This is a genomic window from Butyricimonas hominis, from assembly GCF_014287455.1.
GTDB lineage: Bacteria > Bacteroidota > Bacteroidia > Bacteroidales > Marinifilaceae > Butyricimonas > Butyricimonas muris.
The window spans coordinates 195,048-219,408 of sequence record NZ_JACOOH010000006.1 but is presented as its reverse complement, the minus strand read 5'-3'; the positions used below and the strand labels follow the sequence as shown (position 1 = coordinate 219,408).

Genomic DNA, 24,361 nt, shown 5'->3' with positions numbered 1-24,361 from the left:
ATGAAACGATATATTATCAGTTGGATGCTATTGGGCATCATGTCGCTTTGGATATTTTCATCTTGTGAGGATTATAACTTCAAGGATGTTCCCGACCCGGTTGTACCGGAAGACATGACTCCCGGGTTGAAATTGTTGAATAACGAGATTCTGATAGACGCTTTCGGGAATGCTCAAGGATTCGAGTTGCGTGCTATCGGGGGAAAGTGGAGTGTGGAGCCGGAGAAAGAAACACCTTGGCTGTTGGATTACGAGCCTAAATCAGGCGATGAGGGAAATGCCGTTGTTGGCGTAACGTTGAGAGTGAACGAGGGAATGGAGGAGCGTTTTTGTAAACTGATTGTTCGTCAAGAAAATACTGGGAAAGTTGACACGGTATACGTGAAACAGTTTACCTACGAGTCGAAATATAACCGGAGAACCGATAGCTTGGCAATGCTTGCCGTGTATAAAGCGTTGAAGGGTGAGGACTGGATGAAGCCTTGGAATACGAAAAAACCGATGACCGAATGGACGGGCGTGATATTGGAAGAAATAGAAGGAGAACAACGGATTGTCGGCTTATCGTTGAATGATTTTAAATTGAGTGGAGATCTGGCTAATGAGATTGGGAATTTACGAGAATTGAGGTCTTTGAAAGTCGGGGGAATAGGAAAAGTGTACAAGTGCCCGAACAGTTTGATTAATTTGCGGAAATTGGAAACGCTGGACGTGAATTTTTCCGATGGAACGGAATGGTTCCTGCCGAATGATATGTCTTCCATGCTTTCATTAAAGGTGTTTAAACCTGCAGCATTGAAAGTTCCGATAGAATCGTTTGCCGGGTTCTATACTTTGCCGGCATTGGAAGAATTAAATCTTTCCACGATGTATTTGATCGGGGATTTACCGACGGGGATTTCCAAGATGAAAAGTTTGAAGTCGTTGAGCCTTGCCGGAACGAATATTTATAGCTTGCCGGATGATATCGGAGAATTGGCAGAGAATCTTACCGCGTTGGATTTGAGAGGGTGTCAATCTTTGGCTTCTTTAGGAACAAGTTTTAGTAAGTTGGTGAATTTGACAAGTTTGACTTTATCCGGTTGTAAAGTATTGAAAAATTTACCGGCTGGGCTTGGCAATTTGTCGGGTTTAACCTCTTTGGATTTGTCTAGTTGCGAGAAGTTGGAGAGGCTTTCTGAAGATTTCGGGAATTTGATGATCACCACGTTAAACTTGAAAGATTGTGCGGCTTTGACCGGTTTGCCCGAGAGTTTTGGAAACTTGGTAAGATTGAAGAAGTTAACGATGTCCGGTACGGGAATGACGGAATTGCCGGCAGGGCTTTCGGGACTTGTCGCTTTGGAAGAGCTTGATATTACCGGTTCTTACGGGGGCGAAGGAATGAGTGGTATCGCTTCTGAAATATTTGCCGGGATGCCGGATTTGAAAACGTTGAAAGCAGGATATAATCAATTTTCAGGAGGGCTTTCTTGGTTGAAAATATTGACAAAGCTCGAGGTTTTGGATATGAGTGACAACAGCTTGGACGGGGTGCTTGACTTTAATGATTTCGCAAGTTCGTGCAAGGAGATTTCTCTTTCCGGAAATCAGTTGAGTGGGACACTTGAGGGGATCTCTAAGCTTACCAATATAACGAGATTGAATTTGAGAGACAATAATTTGACCGGAACTATCCCGGTGGAAGTGACTCGTTTGACTAAGTTCTCGTGGGGCGGTCTGGGACTTTCCGGAAACAGGCTTTCCGGGGAGATTCCTTCGGAAGTTTTATCATGGAATAAATGGAATAATTTGAGTCCCACGTGGAATATCTATCCGCAACAAGATGGTTACGGTTTTACGAATGTACCGTAAATTATGAATTTTACGGGAGGGATTTAAAAGTGAGTATTCAAACTCCCTCCCGGCTTCGCCGTACTCCCTCTATAAACAGAGGGAGAGCAAGAATACTTATTGTTTTCGGTAAGGTTCACCAGCTCCTCCTCTGTTTATAGAGGAGGTGGCAGCGAAGCTGACGGAGGAGTTTTTGTAGAGGATATACTTTTGATATTCTCTCGTAATTAAAATAAAAATATTATGGGGAGATTAGTGTATTTCGGATTCTTGTTCGTTTTGTTGGGGTGTAAACAGGAATCCGTACAGATATCGGGTGAGATCGAGAAACAATGGAGAAGTGATAGTGTTGAAATCACGATGCCCGATGCCCGACGGGGAGAATATTTGATCGCGGCTCCCATTCGGGAGGACGGAACGTTTTCGTTAGCGGGGAATATTCCGTTGAAAAAGGTCGTGTTGATAAACTTCCCGAAGGATTATCTTCGGATACCGTTGTACACGGAAGAGATACGTTACGTGCTGGTCGAATCGAACGAGCGGTATTACGCGCTTTCGGAAGGGGCATCCTTGCAGAACGAATACGTGGAATTGCAAAAGAAACTGGATGAGTTGAATCGGGATTACGAGAATTCATGCCAAGGATACGATACGATTACCGATATTCACCGGAAAGCAATGCTCTCGGAAATGCTGGATAAAAAGTTCAAGTACAAAAATAATGTATTGCTGGAAGGAGTACGGAGATTCGCGGGAACAGAGATTGCCCAAAATCTGGTACATGACATTCTTTTTTATTGTGAGGTGGATTTCGAGTTTTTTACCCGGGCGGTAGAGGCCTTGGGGAATGGCGGACCGGAAAGTGATATGCGGGAACGTATTTTTGAGTTGTACGAGAAAATGAAAGCGAAGCAGTTGACAGGGAAAGCACCTGAATTTGAATTGCCCGACGCGGAAGGGCAGAAAATACGATTGGCGGCTTTCCGGGGAAAATACGTGTTGTTGGACTTCTGGGCTTCGTGGTGTGCGCCATGTAGAAAAAAGAACAAAGAATTGAATAAGCAATACCCGGAATTACGGGAAGTCGGGCTAGAGGTAATTTCAGTGTCGCTGGATAGCAAGAAAGAGCTTTGGTTGCAGGCTTTGAAAGAAGATGGGGTATCGTGGGTACAGCTGATAGATAGTGACGGTTTCGAGAATAGTCGGGTGCGTGATGCTTATAAGGTAGAACAGGTTCCGACGGTTTACCTGATAGATCCGGAGGGGAATATCGTGTTGAAGAATCCCGATTTGGAGCAAATCCGAAAAATCATAAAAGAGAAAAAATCATGAGAAAGATATGTGGCTTGTTTGCCGTACTGTTTGTGTTGTGGCTGAACGGGACGGCTCAAGAGAAAGCGATTATTTTGAAAAACACGAATGTTGTCGATGTTGTGGAGGGAAATATCCGCGAGGGTGTTGATGTCGTGGTGAAAGGCGGGTATATTCAAGCTGTCGGGAAAAATGCGGGAAGTGGGATTGACGGGAAAATGAAGGATATGACAGGAAAGTACGTGATGCCGGGATTGATAGATGCGCACGTGCATATTGCCAATGATCCCAAGGAAACACAGGCAGACCGGGCAAAACATCTGGAATATTTCTTGCGTCACGGTATAACTTCTATCCGGGATGCTGCCGGGGATGCCCGTGTGTTAAAAGATTTAAAGGAAGGCGTGGAGCAAGGGAAATATATAGGACCGGACATTTATTATGCAGCCTTCATGGCGGGTCCCGCCTATTTCGAGGGTAACGATCGGGAGAAAAGTATGGTGGAAGGATGGGCAGAGCCCTTCGCCCCGTGGATGCAATGCCTCCGTCCCGGTGACGATTTGGATAAAGCCATGCGGGAAGCAAAAGAGTGGGGGTGCACGGGGGTGAAGATTTACGGTGGATTCGACCGGGAGGCTTTGTTGCCGATCGTGCGGAAAGCCAAGGAACATGGGTTGCAAGTATGGGGACACGCCACGTTGTTTCCCGCTAAACCGTGGGATGTGGCAGATGCCGGGGTGCAGGTGATCTCTCACGCGTATATGTTGGAATGGGAAGGCGTTTCGGAAGGGTTGAGCGGTAAAATATTCGAGAATTACGAGAAATATTACGATAAGATCGACCACGAGAATATGTCCGTGGAGCGTTTCTTGCAGACGGTGAAAGCGAAAGGGTTGATTTTTGACCCGACTCTTTTTCTGTGCATGGAGAACGGTATGGATTGGTCGGTACGTTTTGTAAAGAGGGCACGCCAAATCGGCGTGAAGATTTGCGCCGGAACAGACTATATCAACGAGCTGAGCCGCCCCTTTCCTTTCCTGTTCGACGAACTTGATCTCTACGTGGAGAAATGTGATTTCTATCCCATGGAAGCAATTTTCTCTGTCACGAGAGTTGCCGCAGAAGTGCTGGGCATCGCCGATAAAGCGGGAGCGGTGGAAGTCGGAATGCAAGCGGATTTACTCGTGCTGAACGGCAACCCGTATGATAATATCAAGGAGTTGCGGAATATTCAGATGGTGATGAAGCGGGGAAAAATTCTCGGAGAGTGAAAGTTACAAAACATGAAATGATGAGGAAAGCTATTTTGTCGCTTTGTTCTTTATATCTTGCCTCCTGTGCCTGTTATCACGAGGGTATACGTCGGGAAGGGGGAGAGGAGGCATTAAATCCCATGTTTTGCGTCTATGATTTGTGCCTCACCTCGATGAAAATACTCCGGGAAGCCCTGTCGTTGACGGAGGAGTGGGCGAAGGCATAGGCGAGCGTGTTCCCGGGGGTAAATTTCTTGTGCAGCGGGAATGCCGTTTCTCCGGGCGTTCCCCGTTTGCCTAGGGGGTAAACACGGGATTTTTGTGTTACCGTGTCGAAGAGGACGAGGGTGATGTCATCCGCGTCTTTTGCCACGGGCGAAAGGGCTTGCCGTTGCCATTTCACGTGAACTTCCCGGTTCTCGTGATGTATGGTTACTTCCACCGCGGGAGGAGTCAGGTTCCCTTTGGAGAAAGTGAGGCGTTCCCGGTGTACCGTGGCGGCGAGCGTTTCCTCGTCGATTTCCACGCTTTTCTGGTTCATCCCGATGAAGAGGGTGCGGGCTTCGGAATATGATTTTCCCGGGAAGCCGGCCTGAACTGCCGGGCAAAAATAGCGTGCCAGAGCGGATAAGATGCTGAAGCGAGCCTGTTGCACTCGTTGCGCGGTGCTTTGCTTCTTGCTTTTGAAGCTGATTTTAGCTTTTACCACGTTCCGGTTCCTGAAGCGGCACATGGTGACGTTCCCTACCGAACCCGAGGCGTTATCGAAAAGATGTGAATCAAATATTGCCATAAGATTATGTTTTAAGTTTGAAAAAAAGGTGTGATTGTCATCCGGCAGTCCGCCCTGCAAGCGGACTGCCGGATGATTGAGTCTTTGTCGTGTTTCGTCGGGAACGGGTTATTCCAGTTTCACGTTGAAATACACGTTGTTCGTGAAGGCGTCTCTTGCCTCGTTCGTGAAGAAGGCGTAGATGTGGGCTTTTCCGGCGCCCGCTTTGGCGAGCGGAATGGTTGCAGTTCCGTCGAGGCGGGTGATGCCAGTGTTCTCGATAATTTCCACGCGAAAGGGTTCGTCGTCATAGATCACGGCGAGCATGAACGTGTCCTTGTTTCTCTGGCGGCTGACCCACGGGGAGGCTTCCCACGTGATGGAAAGCACGCCTGCCGGGGCTTCTTGTTGCTGCATCCGGAAAGGAACCTGAAGGGCTCCCGGTACCAGCGTCAGCAGTCTGAAATCTCCCACGGTGTAATCCGTGTTGTACGCTTTGATGTTTTCCTTGAGGAATAGGTTGTACCCCGAGATCACCTCCCGGCGGGTAGCTTCCATGCGCCACGCGTGATAAAGAAACGTTTCCTTTATCGTTTGGTAATGAGTGACGGCTGCCGCGAGTCGTGCGTTTTGGACTTTCCGCGAGGGAGAGTCCGCGTTTCCGTCGTACGAGGGCAATGCTCTCCCGTACGTTTTTTTGCCTTTTTGGAATATCACCATCCCTTGGTAACGCCCGTGGGCGCCGAGAAGTGCTCCTGATTTAATTTCTACCATGGTTGTCAAATTTTAAATGTAACCTAATACCCTACCGTTCTGTCCCGCTTGCTTTTTCGCAAGTAAATCAAAGGTACTGCCGGCGGGAGCCTTTGTCAAGCCAAATAAGATTAATGTTTGTTAAAACGTGGGCGAAGAGTGGGCGAGGAGTAGGTGAATAGTGGGCGATGCCGCCTATTTGTCAGCCAACTGTCGCCTTTTAATCGCTTAACAGTATAGGAAAACCCCGGTTTGTCGGGGACATAAGGGGAGTAAATACCTGAAAATATTCGATATTTAAAGTATTTAGAGGCGTGTTGTACTTTTTATGAATTTATTACTATCTTTGTCACGCGAGCGATGGAGATTTCGCTCGATAGAGTTTAGAACTTTTAAATGTACTACCACCATAGATACTCTCCCGGTGGAACGATCGAGTATCTTTGGAGAGACGTGGTACGTATTAGATATACGTACCCGTCTTAATTGAACTGTTCCGATCGTTCCACCGGGGGGAGCAGTGAGATTAAGCGGGTGCGTTTTTTTATGCTCAAAATATTTAGTAATGATAGTTTTTGACCTGATTGTCTGTGATGTACGAGTGGTGTTGTACAAGCAAGACAGCGACCGCCAAATGCAACCAATTCAATTCAAGACGGCGGCGGGGGGAAGGTGGACACTTCCCCCCTTTCTTTAAGGGGCTAATGTTGATAAGTTAATTCGTGAAGCTCTCTCGTCGAGTGTATAGTATAAAAATAATCTTGATTGCATTACCCGTTTCCAAAAACGAATCAAATACGTAAATCATTTTTTGATTACAATTTTTCAATTTCTTCTCTCGTGAGGCACTAAATTATATTTCTTTGGATATATTTTCCATTGGATATTTGTTTTATTGGAAAATAAAAGCTATATTTGCATTTCGTCATGAGAAAAATGATAGATGATGTATCACTAAATAAATAATTTGAAGCAATGTCAATAGATAAAAAAAGAAAGGCGGAACCTCTTTGTAGAATAAGAGATATATACCGGTTGATAAATGATTTTGAAGGAGTGCTCCAGAAAAATTTCAAAGTAGGTTTGAATGAAGGAATGTTACTATGTTCATTGTATACTTTGGGGGAATGTTCTTCCGGGAAAGTGGCTGAATTATTAGGACTTACCCTTTCAAATTCATCCAAGGTAATTATATCTGCCGAAAAAAAGGGGCTTGTAAAACGTATCATTGGAGAAGTTGACAAACGTCAGATGATTTTTAAGCTTACAGACGAAGGGAAAAAATGCATAGAGGCAATTAAATGTGATTCGGATAAGATCCTTGAACTTATCACTAAAATAAGAGAAATATAAATTAATAAGAATGAAACATGTAATTATAGGTGGCGTGGCCGGTGGAGCTACTGCCGCGGCTAGAATACGTCGGGCGGATGAATTTGCCGAGATCATACTGCTCGAAAAAGGAAGATATATCTCGTATGCCAATTGTGGCTTACCATACTATATAGGCGGAGTGATTGCCGAACGAGAGAGTTTGTTTTTGCAAACACCTCAATCATTTGGAGAAAGATTTAATGTGGATGTACGTGTCGAAAACGAGGTTATCAGGATTAATCCGCAAAAGAAGAATGTGACGATTCGCAAAAAAGACGGAAGTGAATATGACGAGAGTTACGATAAGTTGTTGCTGTCGCCGGGAGCGAATCCTGTCCGCCCGCCGCTTGAGGGGATTGACCTTGATGGTATTTTCACGCTCCGGGATGTAAACGATACCGACCGGATTAAGAATTATATATCGACAAAAGAGGTAAAGCAGGCTGTTGTTGTCGGGGCAGGATTCATCGGTTTGGAAATGGCGGAAAACCTGCACCATGCCGGTGCGCGGGTTTCCATTGTGGAGATGAATGATCAGGTGATGGCTCCTATTGACTTTTCTATGGCGGCTCAAGTACATCAACATCTTTTGCAAAAAGGAGTCGAGCTTTATTTGGAACAAAGTGTCGAGCGTTTTTCGCGGAAAGGCGACCAAATTACGATACATTTTAGGAGTGGTGAAACGCTGTATGCCGATATCGTTATACTTTCAATTGGCGTAAGACCTGCTACGGTACTGGCGAAAGAAGCCGGGTTAAAGATTGGTGAGACGGGTGGTATATGGGTTAGCGAATATCTTGAAACTTCCGTCAAAGATATTTATGCCGTGGGTGATGCTATCGAGTATCCGCACCCGTTGACAGGGAAACCTTGGTTGAACTATCTGGCAAATCCAGCTAATCGTCAAGGGAGGATTGTTGCCGACAATATGGTTTTCGATAATCAAACAAAGTACGAAGGTGCTATCGGCACGAGCATTGCCAAAGTTTTTGATTTAACGGTTGCCTCAACGGGCTTGGCCGCTAAACGATTGAAACAGTTTGATATCCCCTATCGCGAATCATGGACACATTCGGGTTCGCACGCGGGTTACTATCCCGATGCCCTGCCTTTAAGTATAAAGCTTACGTTTGATCCTCAAAGTGGCAAGCTATACGGGGGACAGTGTGTCGGTTACGATGGCGTGGATAAACGTATCGACCAGATAGCCCTAACTATCAAAAAAGGTGGAACCATATACGATCTTATCAAGATAGAGCACACGTACGCTCCGCCCTTTTCATCGGCAAAAGATCCTCTCGCCATAGCGGGCTATGTGGCAAGTAACATTCTTAGCGGGGCGATGCCCGGTATGACGTGGCGACAGCTTCAACATGTGAACCGAGATGAGGTAATGATTATCGACCTCCGTACTAAAGACGAATTCTCGATGGGATATATTCCGGGTGCTGTCAACATTCCTTTGGACGAGCTTCGTCGCCGAAGTTCCGAAATTCCTGTCGATAAACCGATTCTACTGTATTGCGCTATCGGTTTGCGAGGTTACCTTGGCACAAGGATACTTCTGGCACGAGGATATTCAAACGTGCGCAACTTGTTGGGCGGATATAAAACCTATGCCACCGCGGTTGCTCCGGTTGAACGGGGCGAACCGGTTCTACTGCCCGACCGAAAGAATGAAAACATAGAGCAACAGGATACGAGAGCTGAAATTAAGACCGTAAGGATAGATGCCTGTGGGTTGCAATGTCCCGGTCCCGTGTTGCGACTGAAACAAGCGATGGATAAGGTTGACGAGGGAGAACGGGTTGAGATTGTTTCTACCGATGTGGGATTTGCGCGTGATGCCCAAGCTTGGAGTAATTCAACCGGTAATTCGCTGGTTTCCATGTCTGAAGAGCGGGGGAGATTCACTGTTGTTATAGAGAAAGGAAATGCCAAATCTTGTGAAACGGTAACTTCCCGTGACAGTAAAGGTAAAACCTTGATTATGTTCAGCGATGACCTCGATAAAGCGTTAGCTACCTTCGTGCTTGCCAACGGGGCTGCTGCCACGGGTGAAAAAGTGACAATATTTTTTACTTTCTGGGGACTTAACGTGATCAAGAAAACGGATAAACCGAAAGTTAAGAAGGATATCCTCGGTAAAATGTTCGGTATGATGCTTCCCTCAAATTCTCGTAAATTGAAACTATCGAAGATGAATATGTTTGGTATGGGCGGTCGCATGATGCGCTACATTATGAAACAAAAAGGGATTGAATCTCTCGAATCGCTGAGGGAGCAAGCCTTGGAACAGGGAGTCGAGTTCATAGCTTGCCAGATGTCGATGGATGTAATGGGTGTAAAAAAAGAAGAGTTATTGGATGACGTCACTATTGGTGGTGTCGCAACTTATATGGAGCGGGCAGATAAAGCAAATGTCAACCTATTTATATAGAATTTTTATGGTCAAGATTCCTCTTTTTTAAGTATTATTTTCCATCGAAAGAATAGAGATGCTTAATATTAGATACTAAGAACTGCCAACATGGTAGTTCTTTTTTTTGTCCTCTTTTTTGAGGTAAAATAAATGTTGAATGTTTTGACTAAGGTTTGGCTTGAAAAATGTAAATAAAAAAAACTGTAAGTGTTTGATGCTTACAGTTTTTATTCTTTTCTTTTTGCCTTTCGGCTTCACGGTTGTGGGCGCTGAGGGATTCGAACCCCCGACCCTCTGGGTGTAAACCAGATGCTCTGAACCAGCTGAGCTAAGCGCCCGTGTTGCTTGATTGCGGATGCAAATGTAGTGCATTTTTTGAATACTGCAAAAGATTCGAAATATTTTTTCCAAGAAAAATAGATAAAGATAATTTTTTAGGAACAGAGGAATTGAGAAAAGAGTGAACTTTTATGTGTAAGAAGCGATGTAATGTGTTGAATATTTGTCGAGTGGAGGTATCAGTTATATCAGATTCTTCCGAATATCCCAAGGTTATCCTACCGTAATAATATCTCATGAAACTTACCGGACGATTATATCTTACTTGCATCACCTATCGGTAACGGTGATGTAAGCGGGAGATAAGCTACCTGTGACCGTGTAGAGGTAGTAGAACTTTAGGAATAGGGTATGAATATACTATTTGGAGCATAAAGTGGCAGAAATATGAGAATTGTCCGATAATTTAAAAATATGAATTGATGTATTAAAAAACGAATTTGAGGACTTGATTTTTTTTGTGAGCTTGCTTAATTTTGCGAACTGATTATTTTATAATTCTTAAACGAAAAGAAAGATGAAAAATTTGTTATGGGCAATGTTAGCCATGGTAATGTGCTTATTTGCAGCTTGTAGTGATGATGATGATGACAAAACTCCGCAAGGGCCGACGATGACATACGCCGGGAAATTACCTTCCAAAGTCGGGAATTACTCTTTCGTGTATGATGACAACGGTCGCTGTGTTCAAGTTAAAAGCGGTTCTTATGTGTTGGGAGAGATTGATTATGACAAGGGAATTTTAATCTCTGATGACGAGGAGGCTAAAGTGTCGTTTACCGGTAAGGGATATATCAAAAGTATTAAAGCATCGTGGGATTATAAGGATGAAGATGGTAGTTATAAAGGAAGTGGAGAGATTTCTTTTTCTTATAACGGAGATGGTCAGCTAACGTCTTATTCGGAATCTTCTAGCGAGAGTGGTAAGGAAGACGGGGAAAGTTTTTCTTATAAGGGGACTTATAAAGCTACCTACACGTGGAAAAACGGAAACTTGGTTAAGGTCGTGACCGAGGAGACGGATACGGAGGATGGTGAGAAATCGGAATACGGTTCCACTTGCACGATTGAGTATGGCGACCAGAAAAATGAACTGGGGCAATACTCTGTGGGATTAGCAGACGTTCTTGACATGGAGGATGCGGATATTTTCGCGTATGTCGGAATGCTGGGAAAGGCATCGTCTTATTTCCCGGTTTCATACACGGAGGAGTGGTACGAGAAAGATTCGGATGGATACGAAAACGAGGGGAAGCATGACAGTAATATGACATACTCTTTCAATTCAGATGGGACCATTGCAACGGAGTATGTCAATGGAACATCATATAATTATTCTTATATCACCTATGATGAAGATGAGTCTTTAGGACGGTCTTCAGTGTTCGAGGATAATTCTGATGCCAAGAGTTTGAATTTCCGTTCATTCTTTATGCGTCACCGTGGTAGAAAGTAGTTTTTAGAAATTTTGGAAACGAGTATCCATTTTTGAACGTGGATACTCGTTTTTTTATTCTTGTTTCTTTTTTACTTTGTCGATAAATATCGTGTCGAAAAGTTCTCCGCGGGTGAGTTTGCCGTTTTGAAGGCAGATGGCTTCAATTCGTCCTCGTGCGCACAGCGTTTGTTCCGGGAGCTTATAGATGTCTTCAAAGAATATCAGTTTGACTCCTTCTCTTTCGTAGGCGACTTTCACGACAAAACGGTCACTGCCCCGAAGCGGGTGTTTGTAGGAGATGTCTATACGGGCGACCATGACGTCGATGCCTTGGTCGTGCAGGGCGGAAAAGCTGGTTCCGGTGGTTTCCAAAAATTCATGACGGGCATGTTCCATGTAGTGCTGGTAGTTGGAATTATTTACCACGCCTTGCAGGTCGCATTCGTAGTCCCGTACTTTCATTTCTATTTCAAATTCAAATTCTCTCATGATTATAAGCCTAACGATTCGTTGATAAGAATGATTTTTACCCGTTTCCGCGGGAATGATTTCTCTGTAATGGTCCACGTGTTGCATATCCGGTCGGCACTCTGGCAATTCATGCAGGTTTTGGTTTTCTGGCAAGGAGTATGCAGGTTCGTGTGACGGATGGCATTCAATGGTGCTGCCACGGTGCGGATGCGTTCCATGGCTTGCTCGATGTTCTCGACAATTTTGTTGGTACCGATAAAAAGAGCGACGTGCTCGGGGCCGAAAGTGAGTCCCGCTACCCGGTTGCCTACCATGTCGATATTGACAAGTTGTCCTTGTCGCGTGAGGGCGTTCGTGCCCGTGAGGAACAGGTCGGCGTGGAGGGCTTGGCGACGCCAGTAAGTTTTTTGTGCCCGGCTATATCCTTCTTGAAAGGTGCGGATGAGGATGCATTCGGGATTATTGGCGATCTCGTCCAAAACGCTAGTGGCTTTCATGGTCATGGAATCTCCCCACGACACGGTGGCGGGTTTTATTTTCTCGAAAATCTCCTTGAAGAAAATTTCTTTTGCTTCTTCCCGGTTTTCGGCGTAATAAACCTCGAAATGGTTGCTTTCCAAGGCTTTTATCGTGCGGATTATGATTTCTTTTTCCATAGAGTCGTTTTTTTATTGTTTTCGCCCGTAGAGCTTTTTACTCAAGATGTTACAAGATGTAATGCAACTTTTTGTATGCCGGACACGTTATTGTGTTTGAAGTAACAAAGATAGTGAATCGTTGATTTTTTTGTATTTTCGCGAGAGATATTCTGTTCTGAAATGAATTATTAATCAATTAAAACCTTGATGATGAGGAAAGTGTTTTTGCTTTTACTTTTGGTGGCTTGTTACACGGGAGTTTTCGCGCAGTTGGCGTTGAAGTCTGAGAAAGGGGATTTTGAGACACGTTTGATTGGTCGGGCGTTGTTTGACGGGGGAGTGTTTTTTAGTGATAAGACCTCGTTGGGAAATGCCGCGGAGGTGTATGATTTGAGGCTGGGGACGGTGGTGCGTTTCCTTGAGCGTTGGACGGGGAAGATTGAAGTGGGATTTGCCAAGAGCAAAGTATCCATGAAAGATATTTTTATAGAATACCGTGACGGGAAGAATCTGTTTCGGGTGGGACATTTTTTTGAACCTTACTCGTTGGAGTACCGCATCGGGAGTTCGGATATGAAGTTCAACGGGGCGGCAGTGACCGGAATCGCTTTCGGTGACCGTCGTAAGTTGGGAGCGAGTTATACGTACAATGTTGACCTCTTGAATATTTCTGCCGGGGTATTTAGCGATAAAGATGTGGATAACACGGAGAAAGGTGACGAGGGATATGCTTTGTCGGGGCGGGTGCTGTATCGTCCTTATCTGAATGGCGAAGACGTGATGCATATCGGGTTTTCTTCCCGGTTTAGCGCGTTGGGGGACGCGGAGGAGAGTAAGGTGGTGTATTCTGCCGGGGCTCCTTCCAATTTGATTCCGGAGAAGTTTTTGCGTGCCGACGTGACGGATGCTATCAATGAATGGCGGTTCGGAGCAGAGGTTGTCATGGTGCTTGATAAATGGTACGTGCAGAGCGAATATTTGTTGGCTCACGTGAATCGTCGGGCGGCAGTGGAAAATTATAATGGCGACGGTTGGTACGCGCAGGTCGGTTACGCTTTGTTGAACGGGCGTTACGCTTATAATAAGGAGAGTGGTATGGCGGTTGCCCCGGGAGAAAAGTGCTTGGAGCTTTTGTGTCGTTATAATATCACGAATATGAACGATAAAGATGCCGGAATCATGGGGGGCAAGCAAAATGATTTGTCTGTCGGTGGTATTTATTATTTTAATAAATACGTTTCGGCAAAGATGAGTTATAGTCTGGTGAGTTTGGATAAACATGCTCAAGAGGGAGGGAAACAGACGTTTAGTATGATTCAAGGGAGAATACAGTTGAGCTTCTAAACAATTGAAAATCGATTAATTTATGATTCGCGATTTATGATTTACGATTAAAAAGTTGGTTGGCAGGAGAAAAGTATTTAGTTCGAAATCAAGAAATCATAAATTAAAGGATTGATAGAATCTAAAATCTAAAATTTAAAATCTAAAATTATTCGATGCGTGTTTGTATAGCGGAAAAGCCGAGTGTGGCGAAAGAGATTGCGGAGGTGTTGGGAGCCAAAGTGCGTCGGAATGGTTATTTCGAGGGGAATGACTATTGCGTGACGTGGACATTCGGGCATCTTTGTTCGTTACAGGAACCGCACGAGTACACGGAAAAGTGGAAGTTCTGGAATTTGTCGGTACTGCCGATGATTCCGTCCTCGTTTCGAATCAAGTTGATTGATGACGAGGGAATCAAGCGGCAGTTCGCTGTTATCGAGGAGTTGTTCAATCGGGCGGAGATGGTGATAAACTGCGGTGATGCCGGACAGGAGGGAGAGTTGATACAACGATGGGTGATGACAAAGGCGAAGTGCAAGGCTCCGGTGAAACGGTTGTGGATTTCGTCGTTGACGGAAGAGGCAATCAAGGAGGGGTTTGATAAGTTGATGGATGCGAAGGATTTTGACACGTTGTACGCGGCGGGTTCGGCAAGGGCTATCGGTGATTGGTTGTTGGGAATGAATGCCACGCGGGCATACACGTTGCGTTACGGTAACGGGAAAAACGTGTTGTCAATCGGGCGGGTACAGACGCCCACGTTGGCGTTGATCGTGGATAGGCAAAAGGCGATAGAGCAGTTCAAACCCGAAACTTACTGGGAGGTGCGGACGGATTACCGGGGAGGTTGGTTTTCTTACGCGAAAGGACGTTTCACGGTGAAAGAGGAGGCGGAAGGCTTCATGCGGGAGATTACGCCCTTGGAGTTGGAAATCAAGAGCTCGGAACGCAAAAAGGCAATGGAGCATCCCCCGAAATTGTTCGACTTGACATTGTTGCAGGTGGAGTGTAACCGGAAGTTTGCTTTCTCGGCAGACACGACGTTGAAGGTGATACAGTCGCTTTACGAGAAAAAATTGACGACTTATCCCCGCGTGGACACGAATTTTTTACCGAATGATATATACCCGAAGGCCTCGGGAATACTGAAAGGGTTAAAACCTTATGCGACATTGGTCGATCCTATATTGAACGGGGGAAAGCTGCGAAAATCGGCGAAGGTATTCAACGATAAGAAAATCACGGACCACCACGCTATCATTCCTACCGGGGTGTTCAGTTATGACATGACGCCCGACGAGAAGCGGGTGTATGATTTGGTAGCCCGACGTTTTATCGCGGTGTTCTACCCGGATTGTGAGATTGCCAATACAACGGTGATGGCGCAAGTGGGTGAGCATGAATTTAAGGCGACCGGGAAACAGATTATTAATCCTGCATGGCGGGTGGTGTTTCCGGCGGCATCCAACAAACAGAGTGACGAGAACGTGTTGCCCGTGTACGAGGTGGGGGAGAAAGGACCACATACGCCGGAGTTGCAGGAGAAAGAAACGCAGCCGCCGAAGTATTACACGGAGGCAGATTTGTTGCGTGCCATGGAAACTGCCGGGAAACAGGTGGAGGACGAGGAATTGCGGGACTTGATGAAAGAGAACGGGATTGGGCGACCATCTACGCGGGCGGGTATTATCGAAACGTTGTTAAAGCGGGGATATATTCGCAAGGATAAGAAGCGACTGGTGGCGACGTCAACGGGAGTGGAGTTGATTGACACGATACAGAATGATTTGTTGAAGTCGGCGGAATTGACGGGACAGTGGGAGAAGAAGTTGCGGATGATAGAGGACGGGACTTATCAGATTGCTGATTTTATGGAGGAGTTGAAGGTGATGGTGAATGAGCTGGTGCATGTTGTCAAATGTTCGCCCCGGAAGGCAATCACGGTGGAGGTTGCCGAGGAAGTGAAAAATGAGGAACCGAAAAAGGAGAAAACTCCTCGGAAGAAAAAGGAGCCCGCGGAGCCTGTCGTGCTGAAATGCCCGAAGTGCGGGAACGGCGACGTAATCAAGGGACGGACTGCTTGGGGGTGTAGTTTGTACCGGAAGTCATGTGATTTTCTTGTTCCCATGGAATTTTTTGGGAAAAAATTAACACAGAAGCAAGTCGAAGCGTTGGTGTTAAAGTCTAAAACGGGTGTGTTGACCGGTTTTAAAAACGAGGATGGCAGTACGTTTAGCGGTGTTTTGCGTTTGGACGACAGTTGCAAGGTGGTCGTGGATAAGAAATAGGGTGTATTAAATCTATCTTAAATCCTTTTTCCAAGGACGTGTTATCGGTTTTTATTCTTTAGATTTGTGAAACGATAAAACAAAGGAAGAAAACAATGAGATGGAAATCATATTGTTTTCATGATATTGAATCACTAAATCGTGAATCACAGAACGTGTAAATCCCTGTCGCTTGGCGACATTTTTAGATGAGCGGACCTTAGGGATGTGGTCCGCTTTTCTTATTCCACGTCGTGACCGAAAGGTGTCAGGGCTAGTCCGGCGAGTTTAAAATGCTGCATGCCGAAGGGGATGCCGATGATGGTGATGCAGAAGATTACCCCGAAGAGTATGTGCGACAGGAATATCCATATCCCGCCGATAAAGAACCAGATGACATTCATCAAAAAGGACAGACAACCGCTGCTTTGTGGAATATCAACAACCTTGCTGCCGAACGGCCATAGTGCCAACACGCCGAGTTTTAAGGTTTGCAACCCGAAAGGGATACCTATAATAGTGATGAATAGTCCCACGCTGGAAACGAAGTATTCAATGGCGATGAATAGTCCGCCGAAGACTACCCAGATAATATTTCCTAAGATTTTCATGTTTATTGTATTAATATTTAAATAGCCTCACCAAAGATACGATAAAGAAAACAAAAAGGAAAATAATGTCGTAAGAATATGGAGTTTATAAGGTTCATAAGGTTTGTAAGGTTCATAAAGTGGATGAGCTACCAAACAAATGTTTTCCGGAAAGAACTTTATAAACTTTATGGACTTTATGAACTTTATAAACTGATTATATGATCGAGCATTTGACCAAAGATAGCTTTAAACAGAAAGTGTTTGACTACCAAGATGGCGGGAGGTATAAGTTTGAGGGGGAGCGTCCTGCATTGATAGATTTTTACGCGAACTGGAGCGGTACGTGTAAGACCATTGCCCCGATTCTGGAGGAGTTGAAGCGGGAGTACGAGGGGAAGATTGATATTTATAAGGTGGATAGTGAAGTGGAACGGGAACTGGCACGGGCGTTTCGGGTACATAGTATTCCTACCTTGCTGTTCGTGCCCATGCTGGGGCAGCCGCAATTGGGACGGGGGGCTCTGTCGAAAGGGGAATTGAAGAAGTACGTGAGGGAAGTTTTTAACGTGTAGGCGTTTGCCTTCGGCAAGTTGGCAGGTTACAGGCTGTTTGACTGTGCAGAGCCTGCGGGAATGTTTTTCATTTTCACGTTTTTTCATTTTACCATTTATATTATTACCTTTGCGGCTTGTTTTTAACAAGGTAGCATTATGGAAAAGGTGTTCAGTCCGAAGCTGTTCGGTTTAATTAAAGATGGTACCGTGAAGAAGAATCTTTCTAAGGATATTCTCGCGGGAGTAGTAGTGGGAATCGTGGCGATTCCGTTGGCAATTGCGTTTGCCGTGGCTTCCGGGGTATCTCCGGAGAAAGGTATTATAACGGCTATCGTTGCCGGTTTTTTGATTTCGTTGCTGGGAGGAAGCCGGGTACAAATCGGTGGTCCCACGGGTGCTTTTATTGTTATTGTTTACGGGATTATCCAACAGTACGGGATTGACGGTATGATTATCGCCACGATATTGGCGGGGGTGATTATGATTGGATTCGGGTTGTTACGGTTGGGTACGTTGCTGAAATTTATTCCGCATCCCTTGATTGTCGGTTTTACTTCAGGAATCGCTTTGGTGATTTTCTCGACGCAGATATCCAACGCCTTGGGGTTGACGATTGCGGATTTACCGAGTAGTTTTATCGGGAAATGGGGAGCTTATTTCAGTAATATCAACACGGTGAATTGGTATGCCGTGGGAATCACGGTCGTGACAATATTGATTACCGTGTATATGCCGAAGATTACATCACGGGTTCCGGGTTCTTTCGTGGCGATATTGGTTATTACTCCTCTTGCTATGTTTTTGCCGGAGAACTCGGTGACGACTATCGGGTCGTTGTTCGGGGAGATTAAGTGTAATTTCGCTCCGACTTTTCCGACGATAGATTGGGGGAATTTGTCTTATTACCTGCAACCGGCACTGACGATTGCCATACTGGGCTCGATTGAGTCGTTGCTGTCCGCCGTGGTGGCTGATGGTATGATTAGTGGTCGTCATCGTTCCAACACGGAGTTGATAGCGCAAGGTATTGCCAATATAGCCTCTCCTTTGTTCGGGGGAATCCCTGCCACGGGAGCTATTGCCCGTACGGCAACTAACGTGAAAAACGGGGGGCGTACCCCGGTGGCGGGAATGACGCATGCCGTGGTTCTGTTGTTGATTATGTTGTTTTTCGGGAAATGGGCTTCTTTGATTCCCATGTCCTGTTTGGCGGGTATTTTAATCGTGGTTTCTTATAACATGAGTGAATGGCGGTCGTTCCGTTCCATATTGCGGGCTTCGGTGTTCGACGTGGTGATTTTACTGGTGACGTTCTTCTTGACCGTGTTGGTCGATTTGACCGTGGCTATCGAGATAGGGGTTGTGCTGGCGGCACTTTTGTTCATGAAGCGTATGGCGGATAATGCGCCGAAAGAGATTACCGGGGCTACCAATCTGGACCAGGATATCTCCGAGAATTACAAGGATTTGCCGAAAGGTTTGGGTATATACGAGATTAGCGGGCCGTTTTTCTTCGGTTCGGCTAAGACTTATTGCGAAACAATTCGTAACTTGGGCGTGAATTATAGTGTGTTGATTATCCGTATGCGGCACGTGCCGTTCGTGGATTCCACCGGGCTGAAAAACCTGAAAGAAACCATTCTCCAGTTGACAAAGGAGAACACGAGAATCGTGTTGTCGGGAGTAAGTGAACCGGTGAAGAAAGATTTGTTGAAAGGCGGAATCGGCGAACTTGTCGGGGTCGGGAATATTTACCCGAAGTTCGATATGGCTTTGAGTGCGGCAAAGGAGATGGTCGAGAATAATTAAAAAGATAATATATGAGCGGATTTTTTGGCTGTGTATCTCGTAAGGATTGTGTAGCAGATGTGTTTTATGGTACGGATTACCATTCTCACTTGGGAACGAAGCGTGCCGGTATGGCTTTTTATAACGGGGTGGATTTTAATCGTTCTATCCATAGTTTGGAAAGTGCTTATTTCCGGAATAAGTTCGAGCCGGAGTTGGACAGGTTTTCGGGTTCTACGTTGGGAATCGGGATTATCAGCGATATGGAGTCGCAGCCCATCACGGTGACCTCGCATTTGGGACGTTTCGCGGTTGTGGTCGTGGGGCGTTTGGATAATTTGGACGAGATAGTGGCTCGTTTTTTGGAAGAGCGAAAGCATTTTGCCGAGTTGTCCAGTTCCACGGTGAACCCGACAGAGGCGGTCGCTATGTTGATTAATTCCGGTAATACTTTTAGAGAAGGTATCGAGAACGTGTACAATACGGTCAAGGGGTCGTGTTCTTTTTTGGTATTGACGGAAACCGGAATTTATGCCGCTCGCGATAAATATGGCAGGACGCCCATCGTGTTGGGGAAAAATGAATTCGGGTATGTGGTGGCAAGCGAAAGTTCATCGTTCACGAATCTCGGGTATTCTATCGTGCGTGATTTGGGACCGCGGGAGGCTTTGCATATCACTCGCGACGGGATTACGCAGATTACCGCACCGGGGTGCAAGAAACAGATTTGTTCCTTTTTGTGGGTGTATTACGGTTACCCGTCCTCTTATTACGAGGGGATAAACGTGGAGGATGCCCGTTACCGTTGCGGTGCGGCTATTGCCGCAAATGACGACGTGGAGGTGGATTACGCTGCCGGGATTCCGGATTCGGGCGTGGGACACGCTATCGGTTATTCCAATGCCCGTCATATCCCGTATAAACGACCTTTCGTGAAGTACACGCCCACGTGGCCGCGTAGTTTCATGCCACAAAATCAAGCGATGCGTGATTTGGTGGCGAAAATGAAACTGTTGCCGAACGAGGCGTTCACTCGTGATGCGAAGATTTTATTCTTGGATGATTCGATTGTCCGGGGTACGCAGTTGAAGGATAACGTGGTGAAATTGCGGGAATGCGGGGTGAAGGAAGTGCATATGCGTATTGCTTGCCCGCCGTTGGTGTACCCTTGCGTGTTTTTGAATTTCTCTTCTTCCCGTTCGAATTTTGATTTGTTTACCCGTCGGGTGATTCGGGATTTAGAGGGTACTTCCGATTTGACGGAAGAGATTTTAAAACCGTACACGGACCCCGATTCTGAGAAGTACAAGAAGATGCTGGAGGTGATGGCTCAGCATTTGCAATTGGATTCGCTGAAATTCCAACGCTTGGAGGATATCGTGAAGGCTATCGGGTTGCCGAAGGAGGAGCTTTGCACGCATTGTTGGGATAATTCTTCTTATATGTAAGATAAAGGGGAGGTGTGTCAAACACACCTCTAGTCTATAAAGTCCATAAAGTCGAGCTTTCGGCTCCTAAGGTCCATAAAGTCCATGATTTAATGATGCGATAATATTTAGCGTAATGATGTATAAACCACCCGAGCGTTTGACCTTACGACATTATGGACTTTCAGACCTTATGGACGAGAGGGTGTGTCAAAACACCCTCTTTTCTATTTGATTATTCCATCGGAATAACATTCTTTATTTATTTCGATGAGCCATTCCCTTACTTCCCCGGCTTCGATTGCGGGTAATATTTCGGAAACTTCTTCCCAATCAAAATGAGTGATATAAAGGATTCTGTCATGCTCGTTCACGCCGGCAACGTATATTCCGTCTTCACTGCCTTCTCCCCCGATATAGGCATCGTACGCCAGAGTTTTCATTGCTTCCAAAACAGCCTGTATGCATATTTGCCGTGCTTCTTCGAAATTTTCAACCGTGAGTTCCATTTATTTTTTCTTGTATTTAGCGATGATTTCTTTAATCACTTTTTCTGTCAGTGCTCCTTCACCATTTTCCCCGTGGGGATTGCCTTGCCAGCGTACAATTCCTTCCGGGTCTATGATGATTACCATGGGAATACTTTCACCTCCATATCGACCGAAGAGTTCGCACTTGGGGTCAGTGGCTTGATAAAATTCTATAGGCGTGTATTTTTCATTCCTTTCTTTTTTTATTTTTTCAATTTGTTTGACTCCTTTTTCCAAGCTAGCTTTAGACTGTAAAGCGATGGCAATGAAAACAGCCTCTTTTTTGAATATTTTGGCGAATTCATTCATGTGTGGGGTAAACTTCACGCAGGGACCGCAACCGGTAGACCAAAAGTCAAGAATGATGAATTTGCCCGTTGTATCGGGCTTTTCGGTTAACCATTCTTTGACTTGTAATGCGGGAGCTTTTTTTCCTAACATAGGTTTATCCCAGTCAAATTCCTCATTCTCTTGGGAAAAAGAGGATGTGATAGCGAAAAAGGCGGATAAAAATAGTAATAATTTTTTCATGTTTAAATCTTTATAAATAATGAATTATGATTTCTTGGATTTGCGTGACTTTTTCTTCTGTTGATAGTCTTTGAAGAATTGTTCCAGTTTCTCCTCTGTCAAGTTGAATATATTCTTTTCCCCTTGACCTTCTTTGAGCACATAGCCTTCCCATACAACGGTTCCTTCCGGGTCAATCAAGTAACTCGTGGGCAAGCCTTCGAGTTTAAAGATGTCGTTAATTGTGTCCCAATCGACAATACCGCTATAATATTGGATGTACGGTTCGACCATTAATTTCACGAGGTTCGCTTCATCATAGGTTAACCCGATTACTTGAAGTTGTTTTTTGTATTTTTTAGCCAGTTGATTCTGGTAGGGAACCGTGCGGTGTGTTACGGGATAAGCCTCGATACACCAAAAATCGACGAGTATGAATTTCCCTTTTAATTTCGGTTGTTTACTAATCCACTCTTTCACGGTGAAGTCTGGAAAACGTTGTCCTTTAAAGGACGGTTGGCGTTTCCATTGTGCTTGAATCCCGAAGCTGAATAGACACAGCAATAAGCTGGTGATAAGTATTTTTCTCATTTTTTCTTATAGTGTTTTTTGATTAATTTTTTCAAAAATTTCTCCGTGATGGTTTCTCCTTCCAGCAAGGGGAAACCTTCATAAATCACTTTTCCCCGGGGATCGATAATGTAACAGTAGCCGGGGATTTTGATTTTGAAGTTCTTCACGGCTTCCGGGGCGTAAGCGTAAGGAAATTCTAATGCCGGTTCGATGTCTGAAATGAATTCGGGTGCATCATTCGATAAACCGATAATATTCAATTTATCCCCAAATTCTTTTGCGAATTTGTTGAAACGAGGAATGTCAATGTAAGCGGCTTTCGGGCTAGAGGTAGACCAAAAATATAGTAATGTTAATTTTTTGTCACTCTTTTTGCTCTCTCGGTTGATCCATTTTTGTACAGGGTACTCCGGAGCCATTTTTCCCAAAAGAGTTGGGGGACGCAAATCATCAATACTTTCTTGTTCTTGGGCGGAGCATAGGGCTGCAAATAGTAGCCCAACAAGTAATAACCAAATTTTCATCATTCTAGTATTCATTTATTTGTTTGTTATTTAGCATCCCGTACAAAGCGTACGGAAAGCATTTTACCTTTATCGATAGTGAGCCGTGCTATTTTACCGGAATTGTAACTTATCTGGCGGCAATAATGGAGATTGCTCTCTTCTGCTTCCGGGGTTGCCGTCCAGTAAAAGCCATATACATAAGTGAAATAAAAACCGTCATTATCTCCCATGCCTCCGGTACGCAGGTTTATCATGGAGCCTTCTTCTTGTAATAGTGTACCGACTGGATTTCCTCTCCAATCGGTTGCGTTTAAATCGGTATTTGACATTCCCATTGCTTTTTCCAATGATTGCCAGTCTTCATCCGTCGGGATGCGCCAGCCTTCCGGACAGAGGATGGATGCTTTTTCGTAGGTATAAAGGCACCCGAATGTTTCGTAATTTTGTTTTTTCTCGATTTCCATATCAATGGGATTTCTGTCGGGGTCATGACTTATTTCGCATCCGTTTGACGTCGACCATCGGTCTACACTGATGTCGATATTCAAGTTAGTTGTCATCCACTCCAAATTGCCGTAGCGTACCCACGGGAATTCAATTTCTAATTCCTCGTCTTCATACTCGACTACGCCTTTGAACACTCCCTGTGCTTCCGGTTCGATTACCGGTATTTGATTATCGTCATCGTCCGAGCAAGCCCAGCTTAAGGTCAATAAACCGATGACAATGGCTATAAATCGTCTTTTCATATATGTCTTTGTATAAATGTTTAATTTAAAAATTGAAACCACCTTCAATCAAAAGTTGTTTGAGCATATCATACTTTTTAATTACCAAGGGGTAGTCGCCATACTCGGCTTTAAAGTCTTCTTCGGATCCCTCGAGAATAGCCGTTAGATATATATCTAAATCAGAATCCATACTATCCACTTCAAAAAATTCGTACCCGTCATAATAAAAGGATAAAATTCCTGTTGCCATAATAAACTCTTCCTCACTCCAGAAGTCATACTGGTAATCATAGAAATATTTGCCATAATACTCTTTGCCGGGAGCGTAGAATTCTTGTAATTTATCTCCTGTCAAATATTGGTTTAGGGTGGATTTGACTATTTTTTGGGCAAATTCTTCCGGTTCTTCCTGTAACAGCGATATCGAAATCGCTAAAGCCCGGGGACCGAAATAGAAGTCTTGTTCTGCTCCTGAATCCCAGAAGCCATCGGTATCTCCTTCTTCAATCCAATACGTGTAGGAGGTGAGGTTATCTATCAACAAGAAAGAATAGGGATAATAGTTCTTGTTCAAGACTGGTAAAATATATTTTTTGACTAATTCAACAGCCTCTTTTTGTTTTTCGTAACCCGATAGATTCGTGAATGAGAATACCCATTCTGCAGAACTGTTTACACCATACGATAAGTCTATTAATTCTGTGTTATATAATGGATTACCATACACATCAGTGCCGATATATTCATGTTTCAGCGTGTCCGTGAATAATAGATAACATCCTGTTTCCTCGTGAAATTTTCGACGTAATTCCGACGTGGGGTCTGTGGCTCCTTCTGCCGGGGCGAATAAGTTCGGGAGCGGGGCGTTAGGTTGCAGGCTATCTTCTTTTTCGCACGAAAAACAGCTTAACAAGATAATTCCGTAAAGGATATATGTTTGTAACTTTTTCAT

General features: G+C 44.8%; 23 protein-coding genes and 1 tRNA gene. 12 read left to right on the top strand and 12 right to left on the bottom strand.

Features of this window, described 5'->3' with window-relative positions:
* The 3 genes from H8S64_RS14470 (at position 1) to H8S64_RS14460 (ending at position 4,415) form a co-directional block, all read left to right on the top strand.
* The gene (locus H8S64_RS14470; protein WP_186976931.1) at positions 1-1,854 is read left to right on the top strand and encodes a leucine-rich repeat domain-containing protein; all 1,854 of its coding nucleotides are present in this window, start codon (positions 1-3) and stop codon (positions 1,852-1,854) included.
* A 222-nt stretch (positions 1,855-2,076) separates the two neighbouring features.
* A complete protein-coding gene (locus tag H8S64_RS14465; protein ID WP_186976929.1) occupies positions 2,077-3,165 on the top strand; it encodes a peroxiredoxin family protein in 1,089 nt (362 codons plus the stop codon).
* Positions 3,162-4,415, top strand: coding sequence for an amidohydrolase family protein (locus H8S64_RS14460; RefSeq protein WP_186976927.1), 1,254 nt, complete (start codon positions 3,162-3,164; stop codon positions 4,413-4,415). The genes H8S64_RS14465 and H8S64_RS14460 overlap by 4 nt, the downstream gene beginning before the upstream one ends.
* A 133-nt stretch (positions 4,416-4,548) precedes the next feature.
* Here the strand turns inward: H8S64_RS14460 and H8S64_RS14455 are convergent, their stop codons facing one another.
* Positions 4,549-5,190, bottom strand: coding sequence for a hypothetical protein (locus tag H8S64_RS14455; RefSeq protein ID WP_186976925.1), 642 nt, complete (start codon positions 5,188-5,190; stop codon positions 4,549-4,551).
* Between the two features lie 108 nt (positions 5,191-5,298).
* Complete coding sequence (locus tag H8S64_RS14450) at positions 5,299-5,943, bottom strand: hypothetical protein (RefSeq protein WP_186976923.1); 645 nt, start codon at positions 5,941-5,943, stop codon at positions 5,299-5,301.
* A 544-nt stretch (positions 5,944-6,487) separates the two neighbouring features.
* Here H8S64_RS14450 and H8S64_RS22590 point away from each other — a divergent pair.
* The 3 genes from H8S64_RS22590 to H8S64_RS14440 all read left to right on the top strand — a co-directional run bounded on the left by H8S64_RS22590 (position 6,488) and on the right by H8S64_RS14440 (position 9,736).
* The gene (locus tag H8S64_RS22590) at positions 6,488-6,619 is read left to right on the top strand and encodes a hypothetical protein (RefSeq protein WP_255301864.1); all 132 of its coding nucleotides are present in this window, start codon (positions 6,488-6,490) and stop codon (positions 6,617-6,619) included.
* A gap of 278 nt (positions 6,620-6,897) precedes the next feature.
* The gene (locus H8S64_RS14445; protein WP_186976921.1) at positions 6,898-7,275 is read left to right on the top strand and encodes a MarR family winged helix-turn-helix transcriptional regulator; all 378 of its coding nucleotides are present in this window, start codon (positions 6,898-6,900) and stop codon (positions 7,273-7,275) included.
* A gap of 10 nt (positions 7,276-7,285) precedes the next feature.
* The gene (locus tag H8S64_RS14440; RefSeq protein WP_186976919.1) at positions 7,286-9,736 is read left to right on the top strand and encodes a DsrE/DsrF/DrsH-like family protein; all 2,451 of its coding nucleotides are present in this window, start codon (positions 7,286-7,288) and stop codon (positions 9,734-9,736) included.
* Between the two features lie 245 nt (positions 9,737-9,981).
* On the opposite strand, the gene H8S64_RS14435 is transcribed toward H8S64_RS14440, so the two are convergent.
* Positions 9,982-10,056 (bottom strand) — tRNA-Val (locus tag H8S64_RS14435).
* A gap of 518 nt (positions 10,057-10,574) precedes the next feature.
* Here H8S64_RS14435 and H8S64_RS14430 point away from each other — a divergent pair.
* Positions 10,575-11,513, top strand: a complete 939-nt coding sequence (locus H8S64_RS14430) for a DUF4595 domain-containing protein (protein WP_255469547.1) — start codon at positions 10,575-10,577, stop codon at positions 11,511-11,513.
* 54 nt (positions 11,514-11,567) lie between these two features.
* Here the strand turns inward: H8S64_RS14430 and H8S64_RS14425 are convergent, their stop codons facing one another.
* The gene (locus tag H8S64_RS14425) at positions 11,568-11,984 is read right to left on the bottom strand and encodes an acyl-CoA thioesterase (RefSeq protein ID WP_186976917.1); all 417 of its coding nucleotides are present in this window, start codon (positions 11,982-11,984) and stop codon (positions 11,568-11,570) included.
* Positions 11,985-11,986: 2 nt separating this feature from the next.
* Complete coding sequence (locus tag H8S64_RS14420) at positions 11,987-12,622, bottom strand: lactate utilization protein (RefSeq protein ID WP_186976915.1); 636 nt, start codon at positions 12,620-12,622, stop codon at positions 11,987-11,989.
* A 192-nt stretch (positions 12,623-12,814) separates the two neighbouring features.
* Here H8S64_RS14420 and H8S64_RS14415 point away from each other — a divergent pair, with 192 nt between their 5' ends.
* Together H8S64_RS14415 and H8S64_RS14410 are read left to right on the top strand one after the other, a co-directional pair.
* Positions 12,815-13,948 (top strand): OprO/OprP family phosphate-selective porin, encoded by a 1,134-nt coding sequence (locus H8S64_RS14415; RefSeq protein ID WP_186976913.1) that lies wholly within the window; start codon positions 12,815-12,817, stop codon positions 13,946-13,948.
* A gap of 155 nt (positions 13,949-14,103) precedes the next feature.
* On the top strand, positions 14,104-16,218 hold the full coding sequence (locus H8S64_RS14410; protein WP_186976911.1) for a type IA DNA topoisomerase: 2,115 nt from the start codon (positions 14,104-14,106) through the stop codon (positions 16,216-16,218).
* 221 nt (positions 16,219-16,439) lie between these two features.
* On the opposite strand, the gene H8S64_RS14405 is transcribed toward H8S64_RS14410, so the two are convergent.
* A complete protein-coding gene (locus H8S64_RS14405) occupies positions 16,440-16,808 on the bottom strand; it encodes a YccF domain-containing protein (RefSeq protein ID WP_099290644.1) in 369 nt (122 codons plus the stop codon).
* A 200-nt stretch (positions 16,809-17,008) separates the two neighbouring features.
* Here H8S64_RS14405 and H8S64_RS14400 point away from each other — a divergent pair, with 200 nt between their 5' ends.
* The 3 genes from H8S64_RS14400 (at position 17,009) to H8S64_RS14390 (ending at position 20,580) form a co-directional block, all read left to right on the top strand.
* On the top strand, positions 17,009-17,362 hold the full coding sequence (locus tag H8S64_RS14400) for a thioredoxin family protein (protein ID WP_186976909.1): 354 nt from the start codon (positions 17,009-17,011) through the stop codon (positions 17,360-17,362).
* Between the two features lie 138 nt (positions 17,363-17,500).
* Positions 17,501-19,153: a SulP family inorganic anion transporter gene (locus tag H8S64_RS14395; protein WP_099290642.1), complete on the top strand. Its 1,653-nt coding sequence runs from the start codon at positions 17,501-17,503 to the stop codon at positions 19,151-19,153.
* Between the two features lie 11 nt (positions 19,154-19,164).
* On the top strand, positions 19,165-20,580 hold the full coding sequence (locus H8S64_RS14390; RefSeq protein ID WP_186976907.1) for an amidophosphoribosyltransferase: 1,416 nt from the start codon (positions 19,165-19,167) through the stop codon (positions 20,578-20,580).
* Between the two features lie 206 nt (positions 20,581-20,786).
* Here H8S64_RS14390 and H8S64_RS14385 read toward each other — a convergent pair whose 3' ends face one another.
* Genes H8S64_RS14385 through H8S64_RS14360 form a run of 6 tightly spaced genes read right to left on the bottom strand, consistent with a single transcriptional unit; the run spans position 20,787 to position 24,361 of the window.
* Positions 20,787-21,068 (bottom strand): hypothetical protein, encoded by a 282-nt coding sequence (locus H8S64_RS14385; protein WP_099290640.1) that lies wholly within the window; start codon positions 21,066-21,068, stop codon positions 20,787-20,789.
* Positions 21,069-21,620, bottom strand: coding sequence for a TlpA family protein disulfide reductase (locus tag H8S64_RS14380; protein WP_186976905.1), 552 nt, complete (start codon positions 21,618-21,620; stop codon positions 21,069-21,071). It lies immediately after the preceding gene.
* 24 nt (positions 21,621-21,644) lie between these two features.
* On the bottom strand, positions 21,645-22,190 hold the full coding sequence (locus H8S64_RS14375) for a TlpA family protein disulfide reductase (protein ID WP_186976903.1): 546 nt from the start codon (positions 22,188-22,190) through the stop codon (positions 21,645-21,647).
* Positions 22,187-22,699: a redoxin domain-containing protein gene (locus H8S64_RS14370; protein ID WP_186976901.1), complete on the bottom strand. Its 513-nt coding sequence runs from the start codon at positions 22,697-22,699 to the stop codon at positions 22,187-22,189. The genes H8S64_RS14375 and H8S64_RS14370 overlap by 4 nt, the downstream gene beginning before the upstream one ends.
* A gap of 23 nt (positions 22,700-22,722) precedes the next feature.
* Positions 22,723-23,427 (bottom strand): fibrobacter succinogenes major paralogous domain-containing protein, encoded by a 705-nt coding sequence (locus H8S64_RS14365; RefSeq protein ID WP_186976899.1) that lies wholly within the window; start codon positions 23,425-23,427, stop codon positions 22,723-22,725.
* Between the two features lie 25 nt (positions 23,428-23,452).
* Positions 23,453-24,361, bottom strand: a complete 909-nt coding sequence (locus H8S64_RS14360; protein ID WP_186976897.1) for a hypothetical protein — start codon at positions 24,359-24,361, stop codon at positions 23,453-23,455.